Origin of the sequence: Burkholderia aenigmatica, from assembly GCF_902499175.1 — a bacterium.
GTDB classification, from domain to species: domain Bacteria; phylum Pseudomonadota; class Gammaproteobacteria; order Burkholderiales; family Burkholderiaceae; genus Burkholderia; species Burkholderia aenigmatica.
Genome location: NZ_CABVQC010000025.1, coordinates 18,280 through 41,715, shown reverse-complemented (window position 1 = coordinate 41,715; position 23,436 = coordinate 18,280). Strand labels below are relative to the sequence as shown.

Sequence of the window (23,436 nt, the reverse complement as noted above, 5' to 3'; positions counted from 1 at the left end):
CCATGGCATTGGAAGAATACGTCGGCGCGATCGTGCTCGAAGTCGACGGTAAAGAAGCCGAGGTGGTGTCGGTCAATCCGACGTCGCAAACCGGCAAGAAGCCGGTACGGACTATGAACCGCACCGGCCGCGTGAAGGGATTCGCTCGCGGCGTCGAGTCTCACGAGCTGAAGGTCACGGTCGTGATCCCCCTCTCCGGTGACGAGATCGACTGGTGGAACATGGAAGGTGGCAAGTTGACCATTTCCCCGGTATCGCCAGGTGGCAAGCGTGTGAGCTACCAGGACTGCGTCACGCAGGACATGGGCGACCAGTATTCGGTGGATAACGAAGCGCGTCGTGATCTGACGATCTTCTCGACTCGACGGGTGGAAGAATGAAACTGACGGAAATGGGTTCGCTGGACTACGGCATCGAGTATCCGATCGACAGCGGCATGCTCCACTACGACTTCGAGCTGCGCCTCGCCACGGTCGCGGACAACATCGCAGCATACGAGGAGCCGACCATCATCGGTGGCGGCGTCTGCAACATGCGCGTGAACGCTGCCGTGCTGGCCCGCAGCATCGTGACACTCGGCACGATCCCGGCGGAAGCCATCACGGCCGAGCTGATTGATACGGCTGTCGACAGCGATTACGACATGCTGTTCGCGGCGCAGGAACGGCTCAAAAAAAAGCGAAAGGAGCTGAAGCCCGGCTACGTCATCTCCGACTTGCCGCCGTCATCCTCGGGCAGCACGGCATCGGCGACGACCGATTCCGGCAACTGACCGACGTCGAGATGGAGGGGTATCTCGACGCGATCGCCACGCTTCGCGGCAAGGGGCCGAAGCGTGGCAACCAACACACCGAGGCCCGGACCATCAAGAGCTTGCGCCGCAAGCGTCCAAAACTGAAGACCTGACCTATGTCCCGCGATCTCGAAGTTGGAATGACAGTACGGATGCGGGACCAGGTCTCCGCACCGTCGCAGCAAGCCGAGCGCAACGTCCAGCGCGGCGTTAAACAGACCGCCCAGGCATATACGGATATGTCTCGCGTCGCGGTAACGTCGAGCCGTATGCTGTATGACGTGCGGATGACGCAATCCGCGCGTAGCGAACAGGCTGTCCAGCGCAACATCCAGCAAACGCAGGCCGCCCAAGCGCGCGCTGATCGAAACATGCTGACGTCGTCGCAGCGCCTCGCGGCCGCACGGCAACAGGTCGGAATCCGTTCCGAGCAAACAATTCGCCGCGAGATCGACCAAACAGTCGCAGCGTATAACCGTCTCGCGCGGGCAGGCTTTGCATCGACCAACGAACAGGCACGCGCGTTCGCCGCGCTGAGTGGTCGAGTCGCCGATTTGCGCCGCGAGCTGAGTGGCGTCCAGCAACAGGAAAGCGCGCTCGCGCGCACGGGGCGCGGGATTGGCATGGCGTGGAAGGCTGGCGCCGCCGTCGCGGGTGCAGCGGCGGGTGCAATGGTCATCGCGCCCGCCGTCAACGAAACGATGGCCTACGATCGCCGGTTGACGACGATGGCGAATACGGCATTCTCCGATCGTGGAGTTGCCGGTCGTCGCCAGGGCGTCCGCGAACTGGATATGGCAATCCGTAACGCTGTCCGTCAGGGCGGCGGTTCGCCTGACCAAGCGGCTGATACGCTCGACAACCTGCTCGCCTCGGGTGCGGTCAGCGATAAGACCGCGATGAGCATCCTGCCAACGCTGCAGAAGTTCGCGACTGGCTCGGGTGCGAACCCGAACGAACTGGGCAACATCGCGATCCGCGCGATGCAGAACTTCGGCATCAAGGAAGCCGAGATTCCCAGTGCGCTCGACATGGCTCTCAAGGGCGGTCAGGCCGGCGGCTTCGAGCTGAAGGATATGTCGAAGTGGCTGCCACAGCAGATGGCGCTAGCCAAGCAGGCTGGCATGTCGGGCCTGCAAGACTTCGGCCGCCTGGTCGTCGCCAACCAGGCGGCCGTCATCACGGCCGGCACGAAGGATGAAGCCGGCAACAACCTGGTCAACCTGCTCGAAAAGCTGAACTCGCAGGACACGCAGCACAAGGCGAAGGGACTCGGCATCGACCTGACGGGCAGCCTCGCATCGTCACGCGCCAAGGGCGTCAACGCGATCGACGCTTTCGTCGGCATAGTCGAGCGTGTGATGTCGCGCGACAAGCGCTATCAACGCATCCAGTCGCAGCTGGCGCACGCTCCCGAAGGGGAGCGCAAAGCGATCCTAGAGAGTCAGGCCAATCTGCTCGAAGGGACCGCAGTTGGCAAACTGATACACGACCGCCAGGCGATCGGCGCGCTCGTCGCATACATGGGCCAGCGCGACTATCGCAAGCAGGTATCCGCGCAGGTGTTCGACCCGAAGTCGGCGATCAACGACAACTTTGAGCTCATCCAGGGCACGAACTCGTTCAAGGTCGACCAGGCGAAGAATGAGCTGTTCTTCGGTCGACAGGACGCAATGTCGACCTTCAACGATAAGGTTGGTGACGCCGCGTCGAAGTTGACGGAATACGCCTCGAAGTATCCGGCTCTGACATCTGCCATCGAAGCGACGACGCTCGGCTTGCGAACGATGACGGCCGCGCTAACGCCCCTCGCGTTTCTAGCCGTGATTCGCGGCGGCGCTGGCTTGGCTGGTAGCGCCGCCGGTGCCAGTGTCGCAGGTGCTGTCGGAGCTGGTGCAGCCGGCGCGGCAACGTTCGGTGCACGCCTGGCAGGCATGGGGCGAACGCTCGGCCCTGTTGGCGCGGCAATCGGTATCGGCGCGAGTGGGTTCGAGGCGTATTCAATCTCGAACGACGCGTCGATGACGCCCGACGAGAAGAAGGCTGGCTATGTTGGTACGGCGGGCGGCGCAATCGGTGGCCTTGCTGGCATGGGTGCGGGCCTGATGGCTGGCGCGGCGGCTGGCTCTGTCGTGCCGGGTTTCGGGAACGTCGTCGGTGCTGGCGTCGGTGCTATCGCTGGCTACTTCGGTCACGACTTGGGAGAGCGCCTCGGAAAGATGATCGGTGACGCGATCTTTGCGCAGAAGAAAGACGAGAAGCCACCCGTCGTCGAGGGCCACTTCACGATCAACCTCGACGGACAGCACCTGTATGACTTCGTTACCACGGCCAACCAGAAGACCGCATTGAGGAACTGATATGGCGTGGAAAGATACTTTGCAGGATGCATCGTTCCGGGGCGTTGTGTTCGACGTCCAGCGCACCGACGATCCGATCGAACGTGAGGTCGCCCGCTACGCATATCCCTACGTCGACGGCGAGGACATCGTCGATCTGGGTCAAAAAGCGCGCGAAACATCGCTCACGGCTATCTTCTTCGGCGACGACTACGAAGAACGGCTGAAGAAATTTTTAAACGCGATCTCGCAGCCGGGACCAGGCGAACTGGTGCATCCGGTGTTCGGCAGCATGCCGAGCATGCAATTCCTCGGTGGCCACGTGTCGCACACGGCCGACGATGTCGATGCGTGCCAGGTCGAGCTGCGCTTTGCGAAGGCCAATCCAGGGAATCCGTTCTTCACGGGTGAAGTCGCGACGCAACGTGCGGACGCCACCGCTCAGGTCGCGCAGACAGCACAAGACAATAGCGTGAGCGCATTCGCCACGGCAATGGATGCCTTGAAGTCGTCGAAAGCCGGACTGCGGCGTCTCAATGCGTTGCGCGACCTGATGGCCGACACGCTCGGGCCGATCCGCAGTCTCGTCACCGGCTTCCGGTCGACGGTCCTCGACTACGTCGATTTCCCGCGTGCATTCGCGAGCGACTTGATCGGCCTGGTCAGCGGCGTCACCGATTTTCGCGCGTTCGACGCGGGGCTTGTCATGTCGGACTGGGGCGGCCTGTTGTCGCAGATGGACACCATCGTCAAGTTGCCGGCGTCGGCTTCGTCCGGCGAAACCCTAGCGATTCCAGGTACGCCCCCGTCGGCGGCCGGTAACGCGTCGATCGCAGCCGCATCGCGATCGCGCGATGCCGATCCGGCTGACGTTGCGATGGTCTCTACGTTGGTCAGCGCAGTTGTCGCCACGACGCTGGCCGGCATCGCGTCGGATGTGCTGGCGAACGAGCTGGACAAGCCAACGTTGACACCCGACAACATCGAGTCGATCTCGAACGACACGCGCACTCGCCTGCAGACGGCGATCGACGACACGCGGGAAACCCTGCCGCTCGTCGAATATCGCCCGGTCGTTGAGCCGATGAAAGATACGGCGCTGGCGGTGCAGGAACTGGCCGTCGACGTGATCGACCAGTTGCCGCCGATCGTGTCGCGAACGATCGAATCGCCGTCCAACCTGACGTTGATCTCGTTCCGCTGGTACGGCGACTACTCGCGCTCGGCCGAGTTGATGCGCCTTAATCCAAGTATCCGCAATCCCAACTTCGTCAACCGGGGAGACGTGCTGCGTGGCTACGCACGATGACACCGTTTCGGTCCTGATCGGTGGCCACGTCCATAGTAAATGGACGGCCTACTCGATCGACTCGGACCTGCTCACGCCGGCCGACGCGTGGGAAGTACGCCTGGCGAAACCGAACGGCCCCATGCCGGCGTCGATCGCGGCCGGCAAGCCGGTGCAGGTCAAGGTCGGCTCCGAGACCGTACTCGTCGGTTACGTGGATGCGATCCGCCGCCGCACCAGCAAGACGCAGAAGACGCTGTCGATCAACGGCCGGGATCTGGCGGCGATCCTTCGCGATTGCTCCGCGCCCATCTTTACCGCAAAGCAAGTCACGCTTCACGACGTTGTCGCGAGCATTGTGCGGCCGCTCGGCATCACCAAGGTACGGATCGACACCTCGAAAGAGATCCCCGCCTGGGACAAGGTGTCGGTCGATCCAGGCGATACCGCGTGGGATACCCTGGTTCATGCGGCCGAAGGCGAAGGCTTGTGGCCGTGGTTCGATCCGGACGGCACGCTGGTTATCGGCGGCCCGGACTATAACGCCCCGCCTGTTGCGAAACTGATCATGCGCATCGACGGTGTCGGCAACAACGTGGAATCGTTCGACGAAGATCAGTCGATCGCCGAACGTTACTCTGACGTGACCGTGTTAGCCCAATCGCATGGCAGTCGAGCCGAGCGCGGAAAGAACGCGTTGAAAGCGACCGTCAAGGATTCGCAGGTGTCGGTCTACCGCCCGAAGGTCTACGTAGACCATGACGCACCGAACCTCGACGCCGTCACGGCCCGCGCTCGCAAGATCATCTCGGATTCGCGTCTCCATGCGCATACGCTGAAAGCCGTGGTCAAGGGGCATCGCACCGCAGGCGGCACGTTGTGGAAGCCGGGACAGCGTGTCCACATCGTATGGGAGGAGTACGGTATCGACGCGATCTACTTCCTGATGGGGCGACGGTTCGAGGGTGGCCGCGAGGTCGGCGCGCGAACGACGCTCACGCTGAAGGAAGATGGTGTATGGGTGCTCGACGCGCATCCGCACACGAAGCGCAAGCATCGCCACAAGGAAAGCGGCCCGCTGTCGATCATCACGACCGACGCGAGCGGCAACACAACGGAGTCGAAGCAATGATTCGCGAGGTCCAGAAACAAATCGATCGCGCGCTCTCGGGAGTGCGCCAGGCATACCGCGCCGTGATCTCGCTCTGTGCGAGCGACACGCCCGTGCAGCTCGCCCAGGTCGACGGGCTTGCCGGCGAGACTACGCCGGACCTTGAGCTGTTCCAGCACTACGGATTCACTTCCAACCCGCCGGCCGGATCGCAGGCAGTTGTCATCCCGATCGGGGGCAAAACCAGCCACGGTGTGATCGTGGCAACCGAACATGGGACTCGAATCCAGAGTTTAAAGTCGGGGGAGACGGCGATATATACGGCCGAGGGTGATTCGATCGTGATGCGCAACGGTCGTGTCATCGACATCACGACCGAGACACTCAACATCAACGCGAGCAAGGCGGTGAACATCGACACGCCTACCGTCAACATGACGAAGAAGCTGAACGTCCAGGAGCAGATCACCGGCCAGGGCGGCATGGCCGTATCGGGTGGCGACGGTGTCGAGGTCGACGGCAGCATGAGGGTCACGCAGGACGTAGAGGCAGACGGCAAGAGTCTCGTCCACCACAAGCATCCCGGCGACTCAGGCGGCACGACCGGCGAGCCGCTCTAGCCGTCCCAGGGACAACCAACCACGCGTTCAAACCGTCCATGCTCGCGACAATCGACGCATGGACGCGCTTCTCGACCCGACGACTGGAGACTACACCGGCACGCGCACGCAATCGCTCGCGAACGCGGTGTATCTCCGACTTCAAACGCCACTCGGCTCCTATTGGGCCGATCCCAACCTGGGATCGCGTCTGCACGAACTCCAACGCGAGAAAGACACGCCGCGCGTGCGCAGCCTCGCTGTCCAGTATGCCGAGCAAGCGCTGCAGCCGCTGCTCGACGATCGTCGTGCCTCCGACATCACTATCACCACCGCCGACTTCCAGCCAGGCTGGATGGTGTTGTTGATCGCCGTCACGGACGCGACTGGTGACGTTCAACATTTCAAGCATCCGGTAAAGGTGTCCTGATGGCAGCCGTGGTCAAGAACCTGGACGAGATTCGAGCCGATCAGCTGCGGGAGATTTTGAACCAGTTGCCCGAAGCGGACACCAGCTCCGATTCCGATTACTTCGTGCGCGCGAGCGGCGTCGGCAGTGCTGTTGAAGGGCTGTATGCCTATCAGCAGTGGCAGACGAAACAGATCTTCCCGGACAGCGCCGACCCGGAATACTTGCTGCGCCACGCCGCGCTCTACGGAATGTCGTTGAAGCCGGCGGTTGCTGCGAGCGGCACGCTGAAGGTGTTCGGAGCCGTTACAACGGCTGTTCCGTCCGGCCTGCGTTTCAACATCGGCGCATTGGGTTACACGACGACGTCGTCTGGAACCATCGGTGCGGATGGAACGGCCGTCGTCACGGTGGCCGCCAACGACACTGGCTCGGCGAGCAACATCGCCAGCCCGGTTTCTGTGCAGCTCATGTCGGTTCCGTCCGGCCTGCAGAGTCAAGCCACGTTGCTGACGATGACGGGTGGCCTAGAAACCGAAACCTACAGTCAGTTGCTCTCGCGCCTGCTTGACCGGCTGCGCAATCCTCCCGGCTCGGGGAAGCTTTCGGACTACCGGCGCTGGGCGCTCGAAGTTCCGGGGATCACGGCCGCGTATGTGTATCCGCATCGCACGGCAGTCGGCCATATCGATGTCGTCGTGGTGAGCGGAAACGCGCTGCCGAGCCAGGACGAGATCGACGCGGTTATGCTCAACATCAACCTGAACCGGCCCGGCGCGTGTCGCGGGATCAGCGTCTTCGCTCCGGAGCTGGTCGTGGTCGACCACGTGATCCAGGTCAAGCTCGAAGGTGTCGATAAGGACACGCTGAAGACCGTGATCACGCCGCAGTTCGCGTCTTACTACGACTCGCTGGTACCGGGCGCGACTGTCGTGAAGTCGAAGCTCGAAGGCATCGTGTCGGACGCAAACGGCGTCGTCGACCGCAACTTCGTGACGCCGGCCGGCAACGTGTCGACCGTCATCGACGCATCCGCAGTTCAGTGGGCGCGCCTCGGGCTGATCACGATCGAGGACATGGCATGAAGCACGCGACGCTTCTCGCGCTCCTGCTGCCGCCGACGAGCTACGACAGCACCGGCCAGCGCATCGCTGCCGCATTGGCAGCCGAAGGCAAGGTGCTCGACGATGCGCAGGCCAACGGGCTGGCCACGCTCGACGCGATCACGCCGGACGGCGACTTGGAGATGCTCGCGTCGTGGGAGCGCGTGTACGGCCTGCCGGATCCGTCGCTCGGCGCGAACCAGTCGCTCGAGCTGCGCCTCGCGTCGCTCATTCAACGGATCAATGAGACCGGCGAATTCACGCGCGACGTGATGGTGTGGGCCGCACTCAGGCTCGGATACAGCATCTCGTTCACCGAGTTTCATCCGTTCCAGGTCGAGAGTCCTGTCGAGCAGCCCCTGTATGGGGATGACTGGATGTATGCACTTCAGATCAACGCGCGTGCCGATCACCAGCCATACGGCAACGCGCTGCTCGAATCGGTCATGCGGCGCATCGCAATGGCGCACATCGTGCTGATCTTCAACTACGGCGGCAACCCCAATCTCTTCCTGTTCGAAGAAGGCGATGGCTTTCTTCTCACGGAGGATGATCAATACCTGGACATGAGCTGACATGGCTGACACCGGCACTACTCGACTCTCTCAAAAGCAGAGAGTCGGCGCTTTGAGCGGTCGCGAACTGTTGCCTCTGGTTCTAGACAGCAAGACGTATGCAGGAACGGCACACGATCTGGCCGAGTATGTCGCGCCGCTCGCGGGGCAAGCCGCGCCCGTGACGCAGGAAGCGCGCGCGGCAGCGGACGCTGCAGCAGCATCTGCCGATTCGGCTACGACGTCGAACATGCAGGCGACATCCGCCGCCGAGTCGGCCGCATCCAGTGCGCTCGTCGCGAAAGCGGCGAGCGACGCGGCGATCATCCAGCCCGGTCTGTACGTCGACGAGCCGACTGGCCGAGCTGCGGTCGCGGATGGACAGGCGTTCAAGGTGCAAGGCGACGGGTTCAGCGTCGCGGCATACGAGTATCGCCGCGTGAACGCGAATTCGGTATCGACGCTCGTTGCCACGTACCCGGCCGCCGGCGCGGTCGCTGACCTGCAGGCGGCCGTTAATCGGCGCACGGCTCGGGAATTCCCCGATTGGGTGTTCCGGGATGAAGACGGCTACGTGCTCGCTGCTATTGAGGGTGAAGGAAGAATCAGCATGCCGGCGGCGACATTCGCATCTGGTGCCGGTCACGTCTTCACTAACCTCGACGGCGATGAAATTGCGCGACTCGATACGCGAGGCGTACTGGTGCTGCGTAACGGCGATAGCATTTCGTCGATCGCATGGCCGTACACCGGCGAGCCGCCGTCGCAGATTGAGATGGATGAAGAAGGCTTCATCGTCAGCATCCGACGCACCAACGGCGAGTATGAGACTGCCGGTGTCGAAACGTATGTCAACGGCATCGCGAGCCCCTCCATTGCGTTGAAAGATCGGACGCTGCGCGACATGGTATGGCCCGCCTCGTTTGGCCCCGAGCCGGTCGAAGTGGTCATGGACGGCGAAGGGTTCATTTTGCGTATGTCGACAGCGGATGGCGCGATCGTCATGCCTGGTGGTGTCGTGTCCGGTAGCGACGCGGAACCGAACGACGGGTTCGCGGCAGCTGAGATCGACGCGCGCAACACGGCGAATCTCGTCTATGCGCAGAACTTGAAGTCGGCGGTCACAACCGACTTTCAACGGCCGGTGTTCGATCTCAACATCATCCTGACGTACGGTCAGTCTCTTTCGAACGGGTTCCGCGCCTTTCCTGCTCTGCCGTTCAATCCGATCGCCGGTTTGTTCATGCTCGGCAACTCGATTCGGCCGGTCGGCGTTACGAGTGGCACGACGTTCGAGCCAGTCGGCGGCGCATCGGTGCTAAAGCCGCTCGCCGGTACGACGCAAGATGGTGCGGGAAATATCTTGACGGATATTTCGTGGCTGCAACCCAATGACTTCGCGATGGGCGAATCGTTGAGCGAGGCGCAAGCCGTGTTCATCAAGGCGATGACTGCCCGGCAGATGAATGTCGCGGATGACAAGGGGCCGCAGTTTGTCGTGCTGAATTGCGGCGTCGACGGCAAGTCGGTCGAGGATCTGTCCAAAGGGGCAAACCCGAACCTCTATAACCGGATCATCGACGCCGTCACGCGCGTACAGGCGATCGCGACTGCGGCCGGCAAGACGTGCGGCGTGGTGATGTTCAACTTCAACCAGGGCGAGTGGAATTACAGCGCGGTCAACAACTTCGGCAACGGCGCGACGCAAGACAAAGACCAATACAAGGCGCTGTTGTCGAAGCTGATTTCGGACGTGCGCGCAGACGTTATGGCCATCACGCATCAGCCGCTGCCGTTTATCGCGCTGCTCGGTCAGACGGGTGCGAACTACACGGTCGACGCAACAAACCTATCGATCGGCACCGCGCAGCTCGAACTCAGTCTCGAAGGCGAGTACATCCGACTCGCGACGCCGGAGTACCCGTTCCCGGTGAAGTCCGACAGCCACTTCGAGGCCAACGGCGCGCGCTGGTTCGGTTGCATGTTCGGCAAGGTCGCCGTGCGGATGCTGCGCGGCGAGGATTGGCAACCGCTGTATGTACGCCAGGCATCGCGTCGCGGCCGGCAGGTTCTGGTCGATCTGAACGTGCCGGAACCGCCGATCAAATTCGACCTGCCGTTCGTGATGGACACGCGCACTGATCTGCCGAACAAGGGATTCTCGTTTGTCGACAACGCGGGCGTGTTCGTACCGGCGTCAATCACGATCGTCAGCGATACGCAGATCCTCCTGACGCTTCCCCGGAATCCGGTCGGCACGCTGCGCTTGCGCGTGGCCGATAACGCGAACAACCACGGCCGCGCGAGCGTGACGGATAGCGATCGCATGAAGACGATGTCGCGCTATGCGTACATCCTCAACGAAGGGATGGGCGATTGGGAGAATCGCGCTGATTACCTCGACAAACCGTACCCGGCTCCGAACTGGATCGTCGCCGGTCAATTCACTGTAGCGCAAGCATAAGGACACGACAGATGACTCTCGCACTCGTCTCGCCGACCAGCAGTTTCGAAGGATCGAACATTGGCTTCATCCCTCCGATCGCCGACGACTCGCTGAAGCTGTGGCATTTCTTCGGTTCGAAGTTCGGACCGCTCGGCAAGAATCTCGCTATCGGTGTTGGTGATTCTGACGTGATCGGCACGCCGGTCCTGTCGGAGCGCTATGTGTCCCTGGTCGGTGCCACAAACTACCTCAAGACGGTGGTAACGCAGCAACCGGACTACACGATATTCGCGATCGGTCGTTCGCCCGAAATCAAGCCGAGTGGCGGCCAGTATTACCCGAATCCGTTCTTCATCTCGACGTACTGGGCACCGCGCGTCGGCGATCCGACCGCCAATGGTATCGGCACGTCGCTCTATATCAATCAAGTCACCACGGCCGCAGGAACTGCAGCTGGTTCGGTAGCCGGTATCGCCGGTCAATGGAGTGGTGTTGCCGGCTCGGAAGCCAGCGTTGTCGGCGCAAATATCGTTAACGTTGATACGACCGCCTGGCACCTGTATGCCTTCGTGAAGGATGGTATCAATCGCACGATCTTTGACCTTACGAATAACAGAACGGCGACGACGCCGGGAGACGCTGGGAAGCAGGACGATATCAGTGCAGATACTTTTCTGATCGGCAGCTCGTACCACGACGAAGCTGGGCCGGTCGATCTCGCTCATGTGTCGATGTATTACCGCGCGCTGACGCTGCCCGAGGTCAGCATGATGGGTTCGTTCTTCCGCACGTTCTACGCCAAGCGCGGCATCGTCATCTAAGCCACGCTCCACGCATACATCGAGGTAGCAGCTCATGCATCGTATCGATCACGCCACCGCTGTCGCGACCAAGCCAGCCCCTCTGGTCGAGGGAAAGCCTGGCTACTTCGATCGCGGCGATCCGCTTACCGGCAGGATCGCAACGTACCTGACGGCCGACATCGCGAACGACATCCAAGAGAATCTGTGCATCGCGATCGAGGAGGCCGGCATCCAGTTGCGCAAGGGCGACGGCACGCAGCTACTGCTGGCCATCCTGGAGCTATCGAAGCGCTCGGGCCTGCCGCTCGGCGTACCGGTGCCATTCGTCGGAACGCCGGATCGCATTCCGTCGAACTGCGTTGTCGCGATGGGGCAAACGGTGCAGCGGACCGACTATCAGGTGATGTCGCAGTTCGTGCTGGCCAGCGGTGTCATCGTCGACGATGCCGACTGGCTTGCGTCACCGATCCACCGTACGAAATTCTCGCGCGGCGACGGGGCGACGACGATCCGGTTTCCGGACCTGCGTGGTGAGGCAATCTACGGCGCGGATCTCGGGCGCGGCGTGCGTGGCTCGGCGATCGGTGACTGGCTCGCCGGCGACATGCAGCCCCACAATCACCCGGCGTCGACGGGCAGTGCCGGCAGCCACCTTCATACCGGCACGACTGACGCTCAGGGCGGTCACGATCACGGCGGTGCGACCGGCGGTGCCGGCGCATGGAACCCAGCTCCGGAAGGCTTCACGCGCCTCCTGAAGCCGCCATATGTCGGCTCGATCACGGGTAGCGATACAACGAACAGCGGCAGCGAACAGGCGGTCGGTGATGGCGACTCGGCTGACATCCACACCGCACCTGATCACGCGCACTCAATCCCGTACGTAGGCCCGCACGCCCACAACTTCAACACCAGTGTCGCCCCCGACCACACCCACCCCGTGACGGTCAGTAACGCGGGCGGAACGGAAACCCGTCAGCGCGGCACGGGTTACGTGTTCATCATGCGCGTTATGTGAGGTCGTATGGAAAGCAAAGAGGCCGTGGCCGTTCATCACTTTGATCCGGCTACGCTTGTCTACGCCGGCAGCAGCGTCGCGTACATCGGGCCGGCCGGCGACCGCCAGGTGCCGGCATTCGCCATGCTCGATGCGGCACCGGATGCCCCTGCCGGGCACGTCGCTCGCGCAACGTCGATCGAGGGCGGCACGTGGGAAGTCGTCCAGGACCACAGGTCGACACCGATCTACCGCACAGCCGATGGCAGCCGTTACGAGATCGGCGTGGCGGACACCCGGTCGGCCGCGTGGGACGGCCTCGGCGACATGCCGGCCGAGTTCACCACGCTCCCGAAGCCGGATGGTTGCTACGTATGGGACGGTTCGAGCTGGACGTTCGACATCGCCAGCGCGCGGGCGGCAGCGACGGCTGCAGTCGACAAAAAGCGCGATGAGGTGCTGGCGTCGCCGTTCGTCTATCGAGGGAGCCGCTTCAGCGCGGATGCCGGCACGATTGCGCAGATTGCATCGATGGCGCAACTCGCGGCCGTCGCCAAACTCGCGGAACAGCCGTACACGGCAATCTGGACGTCGGTCGACGGCGTCGACGTCACGTTCGATGCGGACGGGATGGTGGGGCTGGCCATGGCAGCGGCGGAACGGCAACCGGCGGCGTACCAGGTCGCGACGCAGCTCAAGAACAGGATCGCGGAAGCACAGGACGAAGCGGCGCTGACCGCTGTCGTCTGGCCGCAAGAGTAGGAAAAGGACGCGGCGACGTGCCAGGTGTTGGAGCACCAGGCACGCCCCGTACCCGCAGAGTGCACTGCGAATCCGGCAAGGCCACGTCACCCCTGCAGAGGCGGACGAAGGCTATCACGGCCGGACTCGATTAGCCAATAAATGCAACCGACACCAATTATTCCGTGGCTCGGCGGTAAGCGCCGCCTGGCCGACAAGCTGATTCCCCTGTTTCCGCCTCATGAGTGCTACGTCGAGGCGTTCTGCGGCGGCGCAGCGCTTTACTTCCTGCGACCGGTGCCAGCTCCCGTCGAGGTCATCAACGACGTCAATGGCGAGCTGGTCAACCTGTATCGCGTCGTGCAGCACCATCTGGAGGAATTCGTCCGCCAGTTCAAATGGGCGATCAGCAGCCGGCAGGTGTTCAAGTGGCAGCAGATGACGCGGCCTGAGACGCTGACGGACATCCAGCGCGCCGCCCGGTTCTTCTACCTGCAGCACCATGCGTTCGGCGGGAAGGTGGCCGGCCAGACCTTCGGGACGGCCACGACAGCGCCATCGGTGAACCTGCTGCGGATCGAGGAACAGCTCTCGGCGGCACATCTACGCCTGTCCGGAACGCACGTTGAGAACCTCCCCTGGCGGGAGTGCGTGGAACGGTACGATCGACCGCATACGTTCATCTACCTGGACCCGCCGTACTGGGAGACGGAGGGCTATGGCGTGCCGTTCGAGTTCGGCGAGTACGAGGCTATGGCGGCACTGATGCGCAAGGCGCGCGGCAAGGTCATGGTGTCGATCAACGACCATCCGGACATCCGGCGGGCGTTCGACGGCTTCCACATGCTTGAGCTGGACATTCGCTACTCGGTCGCCAACCGCCATGGGCGGCCGGATACGAGTGGCGAGCTGGTGATCACGAACTGGGAGCCTGGTGTGATGGGCGGCCTGTTTTAGTGCCAATCAGGCCGCGAAATGCGTTTAACGCGGAGGTGTCAAATCCATCGCGAAACGGTGCCAAAGCGCGCGCGACGTTACAGGAGGGGTATGTAATTCCCAAATTGGGAATTTAAAAACAAAAACGGCACTGGATAAAATCTCAGTGCCGTTTCTAACTGCTTGATACCGCTTGGAATTCTTTGGGGTGGCTGATGGGACTCGAACCCACGACGACAGGAATCACAATCCTGGACTCTACATATCAGGCGATACTTCTTTAGGGTGCAAAAACCGCACCATAACGACAGAATAATACCACCATGCCACGAAACACCACTACTCCCAAAATTTTTTACGGCCGCTTAGCGTAGTAGACGGATTTTTTTCTCTATAGATCGCCTTCATAGCACGCGCCATCTTCAAAGTTCGATCGCAAGGGAGGCAATATCTTCTAGGAATTCCCCCTAAATTGAGGCGCTTGCTCACATCAGAGAACACCCATTTTTGGCAATGCTCACATTGGAGCGTCCGCGGGGTTCGAGGTAGGCCCTTGCCAGTCTTGGTTTCCTTCCGGATCCGCCATGCTAGGCAAGTTTTCTCGAAGTCATCCCATTCGTACGCCTGCGGTTGCGGCAACACATCCGCTAAGGTCAAAAACGTTCGAGCCCGAGGCCAGTGACAAGTCGTCGCCACACGCCATTGAAAACCGTTTCTGAGGCGCCATCCGTCCGGACTCCAAAGGCGCTCATAGGTAAGCACCATGCCGCGCCACGGGAAAGTGCCAAGCAGCAGCAGTTGCCTTTTGCGCTCCGTCGTCAGTGTCCCGTCCGGTTGGTGGTGCGCTGGTGCCGGCACCCCTATCAATTCGATCAGATCCGGGAAAAAATGACGTTGACGTAACTGCTCGAACGCTCGGCGATGCGCGTCTAGTCCAACAATTTGCCGATACCCCGACTGGGCGCCCCATATGGCCTCCACGAACGCGTCGATCCGTTCGCTTTCGTTCTTAGGATCCTCCGCTGGCTCGGCCGACCACGACAGGAATTTACTCACTTGCTGCTGCCGCATCAGGAGCTCGCTCGCTCGATCAGTTGTGGGCAGGCAGTCGAGCATCAGCTGCGTCGACACTTTTTGTCCAAGGGCCCGTCCTCGCTCCCTTTGCCGTTGCATGTAGTTACTGCCGCCCCAACTCCGCTTCCGCCAAGCTTCCTGATCCTTCTGCCACTCGTATTCGTCAAGCAGCTCTCGATGGGTCCACTTGCGGCTGCTTTTCCTCAGCAGATAGCGCTCGTCATCAGAGAGTGAATCCAAATAAGTGAAAATTCGCTTTTCGAGCGAGTCGATCAATCCATCGTCGCCCAAACCCAAGGCCGGGACGCTTTCCGAGTCCATCGGCCCCAGAAAGCCCATATGTGCGGCGTCCTCATCCAAGCGTGCTCGTTGCTGCCGACGAGCCCTTTTCAGCCGATCCAGCGCCTCAACCGCACGAAAATAGCCGTTCGTGGACCTGATCCGTCCTTGAGGTACGTTTTTCGCCATCCCCCCCCCGTCTGCCTCCGTAGCCTCAAACAGTACACCGCGTTGGAATTACAGCCTGACTTGGCCCAAGGTGCCGGACGCGCATCTACGAGAATTGTGGCCACTCGTGGATAGAAGTACAGCAAAATTTATCAAATTTCATATTCAATAGTTTTTATCAAATACTGCAAAAAAGGCCACCTTTTCTGCAAACCTAAAGATGCACGGTATCACCCATCGCAAGCCCCATCCCACCCCCAATTAATCTCCTTGACACCCTATCTTTCGATATATATCTTTAGATATGTTTTTCGACATATAGGACACGATCATGCGACACAACCCTTCCCGCGGCCATGCCCGATGCGACGGTCATGGTGCGCATGCCCGCCCTGACTGGTTCGCCGGTCTCTGGTACGCAATCGGCCGCCACCGTCGCGGCCACGACTCGCTCGGTGGCGGCCCGTTCGGCGGCCGTGGCGGGCGCGGCGGCTTTGGCGATTTCGGCGACGACGGCATGCCGCGCGGCCGCCAGTTCAGCTCCGACGATCTCCAACTGCTGTTGCTCGCGCTGGTCGCCGAGCAACCGAGCCACGGCTACGAGCTGATCAAGGCGCTCGACACGCGTTCGAACGGTTTCTACAGCCCGAGCCCCGGCATGGTGTACCCGGCGCTCACGTATCTCGAAGAAGTCGGCTTCGTCGCGTCGCAGGCGGAAGGCAACCGCAAGCGCTACGCGCTGACCGACGCCGGCCGCGCGCATCTCGACGCCCAGCGCGAACGTGTCGACACGCTGTTCGCGCGCCTCACGCACCTCGCACGCAAGATGGAGTTCATGCGCCGCGCGTTCGCCGGGGAATCGGCGGGCAATGAAGCGCAGGACGAAGCGCAAGCAGGCTGGCTGCCGGAGTTCGTCGAGGCGCGTCTCGCCCTCAAGCGCGCGCTGCTGCACAAGAGCGCCGCCGACGCCACCGAACAGCGGCGCATCGCGGCGATCATGCGCCGCGCGACGGCCGAAATCGAAGGCGGCACCGGCGCGTAATCCGCGCCGCCCCGTCAAAACCTAAGGAGAACGGATTGATGCAGAACACATCCGACCGCACCGTGACCCGCGTGCGCCACACCCTCAAGTTCCGCTTGCTGCAGGTCCTGCGCGTGCACACCGTGACGCCGCACCTGCTGCGCGTCACGCTCGGCGGCCCCGATCTCGCGGATTTCGAATCCGCGTCGTTCGACGATCACGTGAAAGTATTTTTCCCGCCGCCCGGTGCCGAACGGCCCGTGCTGCCGACGCTCGGCGCGAACGGTCCCGAGTTTCCGGAAGGCGAACCGAAGCCGGTCGCGCGCGACTTCACGCCGCGCCGCTTCGACCGCGCTGCCTGCGAACTCGATCTGGAATTCGTGCTGAACCATCCGGGCCCCGCGTCGCAGTGGGCCGCACAGGCACGCGTCGGCCAATGGCTCGGCATCGGCGGCCCGCGCGGTTCGTTCGTCGTCCCGACCGGTTTCGACTGGCACCTGCTGATCGGCGACGATACGGCGCTGCCGGCGGTCGCGCGGCGTCTCGCGGAAATGCCGGCCGGTGCGCGCGTGGCGGTCGTGCTGGAAGTCGCGGATCGCACCGCGCAGATCGCGTTCGACACGCATGCCGACGTGCATGAAATCTGGCGCTTTCGCGCCGAAGCCGACGCGGCGGACGGCGACGCGCTGCTGAATGCCGTGCGCGACCTGCCGCTGCCGCCGTCCGGCGACGGCTACGTCTGGGCGGCCGGCGAAGCGCTGTCGATGCGCGCGGTACGCCAGCACCTGACTGGCGAGCGCGGCGTCGACAAGTCGCGCATCCGTGCGGCGGCGTACTGGAAGCGCGGCGCGGCGGCCGTGCACGAAACGCTGGAAGACTGAGAAGGGGTGCGGGTACCCGACAAAGCGGTACCCGGTTGAAATCGAACGGCCGATGTCACAATCGTCGCGTCGGCGCACCAGCGGGCTTGGCACCGCTATCGTGGCTGGTATATATCTGTGTGTGCGACGCCGCTGTCGGGCGACAGCCGCCGCAGCCCGCCCAGGAGCGCCCGGTCATGACAAAAGAAAGCCACGCTTCGCCGTTCCTTCGCAACCTGAAGATCGCCGGCTATTGCGGCCTTGCCGCGGTGGTACTCGCGCTGTTCGTCGCGATGTGCGCGATCCTGAAGGAAAGCGCGCTGGACCGCGACTCCGCGCAACACCCGGCCGATACGCCGGAACTGCACGATGCGGGCGGCGGCCCGTCCGCATCGGCCGAATCGGCCAAGACACCCAACTGACGGCATCCTGCCCGATCGCCTGCCGCTTACGGCGCGTGCCGGCGGCCCATCACGACTGCATGCACCGAATCGCCGAGCCGTTCGAGCAGCGCGGTCACGCGTTGCCCGTACAGGTGCGCGGCCAGCGCGCCGGCCGTGCCGACCAGCACGCCGCCGGCCATGTCGAACGGCCAGTGCACGCCCGCATAGATACGCCCCCATGCAATCGCCGCGGCCATCGCGGCCATCACGAACCCGGTGAGCCGGGTCGTGCCGCCCAGCATCAGCCCGGCCGCCATGCTCCACGCGAACGTCATGTGATCGCTCGGAAACGAGCTGTCCGGCGCGTGCGGAATCAGTTGCGTGCCGACGCCGGCCATGAACGGGCGCGGCGAGAACCAGAAATGCCCGATGACCTGCGCAAGCGCGAGCGCCACGCACACGCCGACGCCGGCTTCGATCGCCTGGCGCCGCGTCGGGCGCGCGCCGAAGATCCAGGTCAGCAGCAGCATCGCGGGCAACGCATAGACGAGCCAGTCGGCGGCGAAGATGGCGAGGCGGGCAACGCCCGGCTGCGGCGCAACCCCGGCGTTGATGGCGGAAAAGAGGGTGAGATTGAGGGTCTGCATGAATCCGGTTGCGTGGGGCGTAAAAAATCAGCCGGTTTCCCGGCCAGATACGAACGATGCTAAGGCGCACCCGCTTAAGCAATGCTTAATACGGACGCCGCACGCGATGAAGCCCGCTGCGGCGAACGCACTTAGAGCCTGCACTGCAGCACAAGTTCACACATTTGTCACATTTCCGCGCGACCGTCTCCCGAAAAGGCTCACCCGGCATCCCGTAAAGGCTCACCTTTTTCACATCGCGGCGTCATCGACGCGTGCGAACATCGGGACGCCGGGTGCCATCCATGCCGTTTGCATCATTCATCTCAATATTTACGTCGCGAATTCTTCGAAATCGGCAACAATTAATTCCAAATGCGGCATCGCACAACGGCAACGCACAGGCATAGGATTACGAGCTTACGAGCACTCATCCACGAAGCGATCAACAACAAGGAGTCCGCATGAAACCCAGCGATGTCCGATCGAAAGCGTTTGCGATGCCGTTGACCAGCCCTGCCTTCCCGATGGGCCCTTACCGTTTCGTCGATCGTGAGTTCCTGATCATCACGTATCGCACCGATCCGGACCGTCTCCGCGAAATCGTCCCCGAGCCGCTGCAGATCACCGAGCCGCTCGTGCATTACGAATTCATCCGCATGGCCGATTCGACCGGCTTCGGCGACTACACCGAAAGTGGCCAGGTGATTCCCGTCGAATACAACGGCCAGCCGGGCGGCTACACGCTCGCGATGTATCTCGACGATCACCCGCCGATCGCCGGCGGCCGCGAACTGTGGGGCTTCCCGAAGAAGCTCGCGTCGCCCACGCTGCACGTGAACACCGACCACATCCTCGGCACGCTCGACTACGGCAAGGTGCGCGTCGCCACCGGCACGATGGGCTACAAGCACAAGGAACTCGACATCGACGAGCAGACCAAGCGTCTCGCCGGTCCCAATTTCCTGCTGAAGATCATTCCGCACGTCGACGGCACCGCGCGCGTTTGCGAACTGGTGCGCTATTACATGCAGGACATCAAGATGAAGGGCGCGTGGACGGGCCCCGCATCGCTCGAGCTGGCGCCGCACGCGCTCGCACCCGTGGCCGACCTGCCCGTGCTCGAAATCGTCGAAGCCCGCCACCTGGTCGCAGATTTGACACTGGGCCTCGGCGAAGTCGTCTACGATTACCTGGCTCAGTAACACGTCCGCAGTCCTTTCTCCCTGTCAATCCTTTCACCACGGGAATTCGAACATGAGCAACCTGAATGGCAAGACCGCAGTCGTCACGGGCGCCGCGAGCGGCATCGGCAAGGAAATCGCACTCGAGCTCGCGAAGGCGGGCGCGGCGGTCGCGATCGCCGACCTGAACCAGGACGGCGCGAACGCGGTCGCCGACGAGATCGTCAAGGCGGGTGGCAAGGCGATCGGCGTCGCGATGGACGTGACGAACGAGGAAGCCGTGAACAGCGGGATCGACAAGGTAGCCGAAGCGTTCGGCTCGATCGACATCCTCGTGTCGAACGCAGGCATCCAGATCGTCAACCCGATCGAGAACTACTCGTTCTCCGACTGGAAGAAGATGCAGGCGATCCACGTCGACGGCGCGTTCCTGACGACCAAGGCTGCGCTCAAGCACATGTACAAGGACGATCGCGGCGGTGTCGTGATCTACATGGGTTCGGTCCACTCGCACGAAGCGTCGCCGCTGAAATCGGCCTACGTGACGGCCAAGCACGGCCTGCTCGGCCTGGCCCGCGTGCTGGCGAAGGAAGGTGCGAAGCACAACGTACGCTCGCACGTCGTGTGTCCGGGCTTCGTGCGCACGCCGCTGGTCGACAAGCAGATTCCGGAGCAGGCGAAGGAGCTCGGCATCAGCGAAGAGGAAGTGATCAAGAAGGTGATGCTCGGCAACACGGTCGATGGAGTGTTCACGACGGTGCAGGACGTCGCGCAGACGGTGCTGTTCCTGTCGGCCTTCCCGAGCGCCGCGCTCACGGGCCAGTCGTTCATCGTCAGCCACGGCTGGTTCATGCAGTAACGTCCCCGCCTCCCGACAGGGAGGCGATTCCCGCATCACCGCCTATTCTCACTACTCACGATGGCGTGCCGTCCGTCGACGTCACGTCATCCGTTTCCGCCATCCATGGCGGGATTTCTCGGAGAACTGATGAAACCGCACGCCCGAACAGAAAAACAGGCTGTCGATGCGGCAGACCTGCATCACGAAGCCGGCGCACCGGCCGCCGCGCGCACGCTGCCGTACGAGACGATCGCGCTCGTCCTGCAAGGCGGCGGCGCGCTCGGCGCGTACCAGGCCGGCGTGTTCGAAGGGCTGCACGAGGCGGGCGTTCCGCTCGACTGGATCGCGGGCATCTCGATCGGCGCACTCAACACCGCGCTGATCGCGGGCAATGCGCCCGAGCATCGCGTCGAGCGGCTGCGCGAGTTCTGGGAAACGATCTGCAAGCCGGCGTTTTTTCCGACGGTTCCGGCCGCATTCGAATTCGCGCTGTTCAACAGCATCGACCAGATCCGCACGTTCTTCACCGCGTCGCAGGCCGCGAGCGCGATGATGCAGGGCCAGCAGGGCTTCTTCGTGCCGCGCTTTCCGCCACCGGTACCGGGCGTGTCCGATCATCCGGAGAAGATCAGCTGGTACGACACGTCGCAACTGCGCGCGACACTGCTGAAGCTGTGCGATTTCGACCGGATCAACTCGGGCGAGACGCGCGTGTCGGTCGGCGCGGTCAATGTCGGCACCGGCAACTTCGTGTACTTCGACAACACGCGCACCCGCCTCGCGCCCGAGCACTTCATGGCGTCCGGCGCGCTGCCGCCCGCGTTCCCGCCGGTCGAGATCGAAGGCGAGTACTACTGGGACGGCGGCGTCGTGTCGAACACGCCGCTGATGGAAGTGCTGCGTGCCCGGCCGCGCCGCGACACGCTCGCGTTCCAGGTCGATCTGTGGAGCGCGCGCGGGCCGCTACCGCGCTCGATGGCCGATGTCGCCGAACGCACGAAGGACGTGCAGTACTCGAGCCGCACGCGTTTCGTCACCGACACGCTGCAGCGCGAACAGCGCTATCGCAACGTGCTGCGCCACGTGCTCGACCAGGTGCCGGAAGAACAACGCAAAGCCGATCCGTGGTGTGTCGAGGCCGATGCGATGTCGTGCAGCAAGAAGTACAACATCCAGCACCTGATCTACCAGCAGAAGGCGTACGAGCATCACTACAAGGATTATCAGTTCGGTCTGTCGACGATGCGCGACCACTGGTCCGCGGGGCTCGACGACATCCGCAAGACGCTCGCAGTCAAGGACGGCCTCGCGCTGCCCAACAACGACTCGGGCTTCGTGACGCACGACATTCACCGCAAGCGGTAATGCCGTGCGCGACGGATCGGCGCGATGCATGCGCCGGTCCGTCCTCTTCTCCGATTCGACATGCCGATTTTTATCGCACTCTTCGCGCTCATCGCTGCCGGATGGGGCGCGGTTCACCTGTTTCACGTCATCGCCGCGCAATTCGGCCAGCCGGTCGCAATCGCGGCCGCCGTGCTCGCCGCCGCAATCCTGATCGCACTGATCGCCTGGTGGATCAAGCGCCGCCGTGACATCGCCCCGAACACGAAGGAAGAAGGCTGGACCCATGTCGTGCATCGCGCGTGGGGCGAGCTGCGCGTATCTGCGACGCAAGGGCTGCTGTGGCTGTCGCACGACGGCGCGGACGGCCGCTATACGCTGTCGCAGCTCGACGGCTGCCAGGCCGCGCCGATCGGCGGCCGCTGGCATCTCGTCGTGCGCGTGCGCGATACCGTGCGCAGCGAATGGAAACTGCCGATGATGGACAAGCGCGATGCGCAGCGCTGGGCGCGCGTGCTGACGCTCGCGAAGGACAACCGGCTTTGATACGGTGCGCGGCGCGTACGCCTGTGCGCCCAGCACGACCCGCCGCGCCGGCTGTCCCGCATTCACGCGCTATCGCGCCTTCAGCGCCCACAACGCATCGAGCACGTGCTGCGTCGCACGCTCGACCGGTCCCGCCCGATGGGCAATCCCCAGTTCCCGCCACAACGCCGGACGCAACGGCCGCATGACGATGCGTGCATCGGGTAGCGGAGCGCCGGCCTCGTGCGGCAGCAGCGTCGCGCCGTAACCCGCCGCGACCAGGCTCTTGATCGCATCGTTGTAGTTGAGTTCGATCCGCGGCTCGGGCCGATGGCCGCCGAGTGCGAACCATTCCGTCGTGAGCCGCGACAGCCGCGTGGTCGCATCGTTGAGAATCAGCGGGCGGGCGGCCAGATAGCCGGGCGTCACGCGCGCCGGAAGCGGCCAGTCCGCCGGCAGAAAAGCCATCACCGGATCGCGCCGCCACGCACGGATCGACAGCCCCGCGACCGCCGTCTGCGGCAGCGCCACCAACCCGACATCGAGCGTGCCCTGCGCAATGCGCGCCAGCGTATCGTGCGACGTGAGCACCGCGATCTGGACATCGATGTCCGGATGCTGCTCGCGCAACCGGGCTACCGCTTGCGGCAATAGGTGCGCGATCGCCCCGGTCGATGCGCCGAGACGCACGCGTCCGGTCAGCCCCTGCACCTGCCGCTGCACATCGTCCAGCGTGGCTTCGACCTCGGCCAGCAGGCGGCGCGCGCGCTCCACCAGCACCTCACCGATGACCGACGGCCGCACGTTTCCGCGCGTGCGGGACAGCAACGGCGCGCCGACGCGGCTTTCCAGTTCGGCAACGTGAAGACTGACGGTCGGCGGCGCAAGATGAAGCACCTGCGCAGCGGCGACGAAGGACCCTTGGTCCGCGATGGCGACCAGCGTACGCAGACGGTCCAGGCTGATCTCCCGCATCCTTCCCCCTTTCGTTCAGAAAAGCTGAATCTGGCAG

At 63.0% G+C, this 23,436-nt stretch carries 25 protein-coding genes and 1 tRNA gene; 22 read left to right on the top strand and 4 right to left on the bottom strand.

From position 1 onward, the window contains the following. The first annotated feature begins 2 nt into the window (after nucleotides 1-2). The 15 genes from BDO18943_RS19055 (at nucleotide 3) to BDO18943_RS18990 (ending at nucleotide 14,140) form a co-directional block, all read left to right on the top strand. Nucleotides 3-380, top strand: a complete 378-nt coding sequence (locus tag BDO18943_RS19055) for a phage tail protein (RefSeq protein ID WP_175023585.1) — start codon at nucleotides 3-5, stop codon at nucleotides 378-380. Between the two features lie 56 nt (nucleotides 381-436). After that, complete coding sequence (locus BDO18943_RS19050; protein ID WP_235996104.1) at nucleotides 437-772, top strand: hypothetical protein; 336 nt, start codon at nucleotides 437-439, stop codon at nucleotides 770-772. An 11-nt stretch (nucleotides 773-783) separates the two neighbouring features. Further along, nucleotides 784-906, top strand: coding sequence for a hypothetical protein (locus BDO18943_RS42975; RefSeq protein ID WP_260865336.1), 123 nt, complete (start codon nucleotides 784-786; stop codon nucleotides 904-906). A gap of 3 nt (nucleotides 907-909) precedes the next feature. After that, nucleotides 910-3,153 (top strand): phage tail tape measure protein, encoded by a 2,244-nt coding sequence (locus BDO18943_RS19045; RefSeq protein ID WP_175023583.1) that lies wholly within the window; start codon nucleotides 910-912, stop codon nucleotides 3,151-3,153. A 1-nt stretch (nucleotide 3,154) separates the two neighbouring features. Next, complete coding sequence (locus BDO18943_RS19040; protein ID WP_175023582.1) at nucleotides 3,155-4,441, top strand: DNA circularization protein; 1,287 nt, start codon at nucleotides 3,155-3,157, stop codon at nucleotides 4,439-4,441. Next, nucleotides 4,425-5,552 carry a phage baseplate assembly protein gene (locus BDO18943_RS19035; RefSeq protein ID WP_175023581.1) on the top strand — a complete coding sequence of 376 codons (1,128 nt, stop codon included), beginning with the start codon at nucleotides 4,425-4,427 and terminating at the stop codon, nucleotides 5,550-5,552. Before BDO18943_RS19040 ends, BDO18943_RS19035 begins: the two co-directional genes overlap by 17 nt. After that, a complete protein-coding gene (locus tag BDO18943_RS19030; protein ID WP_175023580.1) occupies nucleotides 5,549-6,151 on the top strand; it encodes a phage baseplate assembly protein V in 603 nt (200 codons plus the stop codon). Before BDO18943_RS19035 ends, BDO18943_RS19030 begins: the two co-directional genes overlap by 4 nt. A 58-nt stretch (nucleotides 6,152-6,209) precedes the next feature. Next, nucleotides 6,210-6,560, top strand: a complete 351-nt coding sequence (locus BDO18943_RS19025; protein WP_175023579.1) for a phage GP46 family protein — start codon at nucleotides 6,210-6,212, stop codon at nucleotides 6,558-6,560. Further along, a complete protein-coding gene (locus BDO18943_RS19020) occupies nucleotides 6,560-7,624 on the top strand; it encodes a baseplate J/gp47 family protein (RefSeq protein WP_175023578.1) in 1,065 nt (354 codons plus the stop codon). Before BDO18943_RS19025 ends, BDO18943_RS19020 begins: the two co-directional genes overlap by 1 nt. Further along, entirely contained in the window at nucleotides 7,621-8,217 is a 597-nt protein-coding gene (locus BDO18943_RS19015) for a putative phage tail protein (protein WP_122944261.1), read from the top strand. The genes BDO18943_RS19020 and BDO18943_RS19015 overlap by 4 nt, the downstream gene beginning before the upstream one ends. 1 nt (nucleotide 8,218) lies before the next feature. Beyond that, nucleotides 8,219-10,660 (top strand): sialate O-acetylesterase family protein, encoded by a 2,442-nt coding sequence (locus tag BDO18943_RS19010; RefSeq protein WP_175023577.1) that lies wholly within the window; start codon nucleotides 8,219-8,221, stop codon nucleotides 10,658-10,660. Nucleotides 10,661-10,671: 11 nt separating this feature from the next. Next, entirely contained in the window at nucleotides 10,672-11,463 is a 792-nt protein-coding gene (locus BDO18943_RS19005; RefSeq protein WP_175023576.1) for a hypothetical protein, read from the top strand. Between the two features lie 34 nt (nucleotides 11,464-11,497). Continuing rightward, a complete protein-coding gene (locus BDO18943_RS19000) occupies nucleotides 11,498-12,463 on the top strand; it encodes a tail fiber protein (RefSeq protein WP_175023575.1) in 966 nt (321 codons plus the stop codon). Between the two features lie 6 nt (nucleotides 12,464-12,469). After that, on the top strand, nucleotides 12,470-13,204 hold the full coding sequence (locus BDO18943_RS18995; protein ID WP_175023574.1) for a DUF4376 domain-containing protein: 735 nt from the start codon (nucleotides 12,470-12,472) through the stop codon (nucleotides 13,202-13,204). A gap of 141 nt (nucleotides 13,205-13,345) precedes the next feature. Further along, nucleotides 13,346-14,140 carry a DNA adenine methylase gene (locus BDO18943_RS18990; RefSeq protein WP_175023573.1) on the top strand — a complete coding sequence of 265 codons (795 nt, stop codon included), beginning with the start codon at nucleotides 13,346-13,348 and terminating at the stop codon, nucleotides 14,138-14,140. A gap of 185 nt (nucleotides 14,141-14,325) precedes the next feature. On the opposite strand, the gene BDO18943_RS18985 is transcribed toward BDO18943_RS18990, so the two are convergent. Further along, nucleotides 14,326-14,442: transfer RNA gene (locus tag BDO18943_RS18985), tRNA-His, on the bottom strand. Between the two features lie 16 nt (nucleotides 14,443-14,458). Further along, the gene (locus BDO18943_RS18980; protein WP_235996103.1) at nucleotides 14,459-15,553 is read right to left on the bottom strand and encodes a hypothetical protein; all 1,095 of its coding nucleotides are present in this window, start codon (nucleotides 15,551-15,553) and stop codon (nucleotides 14,459-14,461) included. 418 nt (nucleotides 15,554-15,971) lie between these two features. On the opposite strand from BDO18943_RS18980, the gene BDO18943_RS18975 reads away from it, so the two are divergent. The 3 genes from BDO18943_RS18975 to BDO18943_RS18965 all read left to right on the top strand — a co-directional run bounded on the left by BDO18943_RS18975 (nucleotide 15,972) and on the right by BDO18943_RS18965 (nucleotide 17,943). After that, nucleotides 15,972-16,682, top strand: a complete 711-nt coding sequence (locus BDO18943_RS18975) for a PadR family transcriptional regulator (protein ID WP_175023572.1) — start codon at nucleotides 15,972-15,974, stop codon at nucleotides 16,680-16,682. Nucleotides 16,683-16,720: 38 nt separating this feature from the next. Beyond that, the gene (locus BDO18943_RS18970; protein ID WP_175023571.1) at nucleotides 16,721-17,542 is read left to right on the top strand and encodes a siderophore-interacting protein; all 822 of its coding nucleotides are present in this window, start codon (nucleotides 16,721-16,723) and stop codon (nucleotides 17,540-17,542) included. A gap of 176 nt (nucleotides 17,543-17,718) precedes the next feature. After that, nucleotides 17,719-17,943, top strand: a complete 225-nt coding sequence (locus tag BDO18943_RS18965) for a hypothetical protein (RefSeq protein WP_175023570.1) — start codon at nucleotides 17,719-17,721, stop codon at nucleotides 17,941-17,943. A 26-nt stretch (nucleotides 17,944-17,969) separates the two neighbouring features. Here BDO18943_RS18965 and BDO18943_RS18960 read toward each other — a convergent pair whose 3' ends face one another. Then, nucleotides 17,970-18,551, bottom strand: a complete 582-nt coding sequence (locus BDO18943_RS18960) for an undecaprenyl-diphosphatase (RefSeq protein ID WP_089451530.1) — start codon at nucleotides 18,549-18,551, stop codon at nucleotides 17,970-17,972. Between the two features lie 443 nt (nucleotides 18,552-18,994). Here BDO18943_RS18960 and BDO18943_RS18955 point away from each other — a divergent pair, with 443 nt between their 5' ends. The 4 genes from BDO18943_RS18955 (at nucleotide 18,995) to BDO18943_RS18940 (ending at nucleotide 22,445) form a co-directional block, all read left to right on the top strand. Next, the gene (locus BDO18943_RS18955; protein WP_043186208.1) at nucleotides 18,995-19,735 is read left to right on the top strand and encodes an acetoacetate decarboxylase; all 741 of its coding nucleotides are present in this window, start codon (nucleotides 18,995-18,997) and stop codon (nucleotides 19,733-19,735) included. Nucleotides 19,736-19,787: 52 nt separating this feature from the next. Next, nucleotides 19,788-20,573, top strand: coding sequence for a 3-hydroxybutyrate dehydrogenase (locus tag BDO18943_RS18950; RefSeq protein WP_089451531.1), 786 nt, complete (start codon nucleotides 19,788-19,790; stop codon nucleotides 20,571-20,573). A gap of 129 nt (nucleotides 20,574-20,702) precedes the next feature. Further along, nucleotides 20,703-21,920, top strand: a complete 1,218-nt coding sequence (locus BDO18943_RS18945) for a patatin-like phospholipase family protein (RefSeq protein WP_043186213.1) — start codon at nucleotides 20,703-20,705, stop codon at nucleotides 21,918-21,920. A 60-nt stretch (nucleotides 21,921-21,980) separates the two neighbouring features. After that, complete coding sequence (locus tag BDO18943_RS18940; RefSeq protein ID WP_175023569.1) at nucleotides 21,981-22,445, top strand: hypothetical protein; 465 nt, start codon at nucleotides 21,981-21,983, stop codon at nucleotides 22,443-22,445. A 69-nt stretch (nucleotides 22,446-22,514) separates the two neighbouring features. On the opposite strand, the gene BDO18943_RS18935 is transcribed toward BDO18943_RS18940, so the two are convergent. Further along, nucleotides 22,515-23,399 (bottom strand): LysR family transcriptional regulator, encoded by an 885-nt coding sequence (locus tag BDO18943_RS18935; protein WP_043186217.1) that lies wholly within the window; start codon nucleotides 23,397-23,399, stop codon nucleotides 22,515-22,517. Between the last annotated feature and the right edge of the window lie 37 nt (nucleotides 23,400-23,436).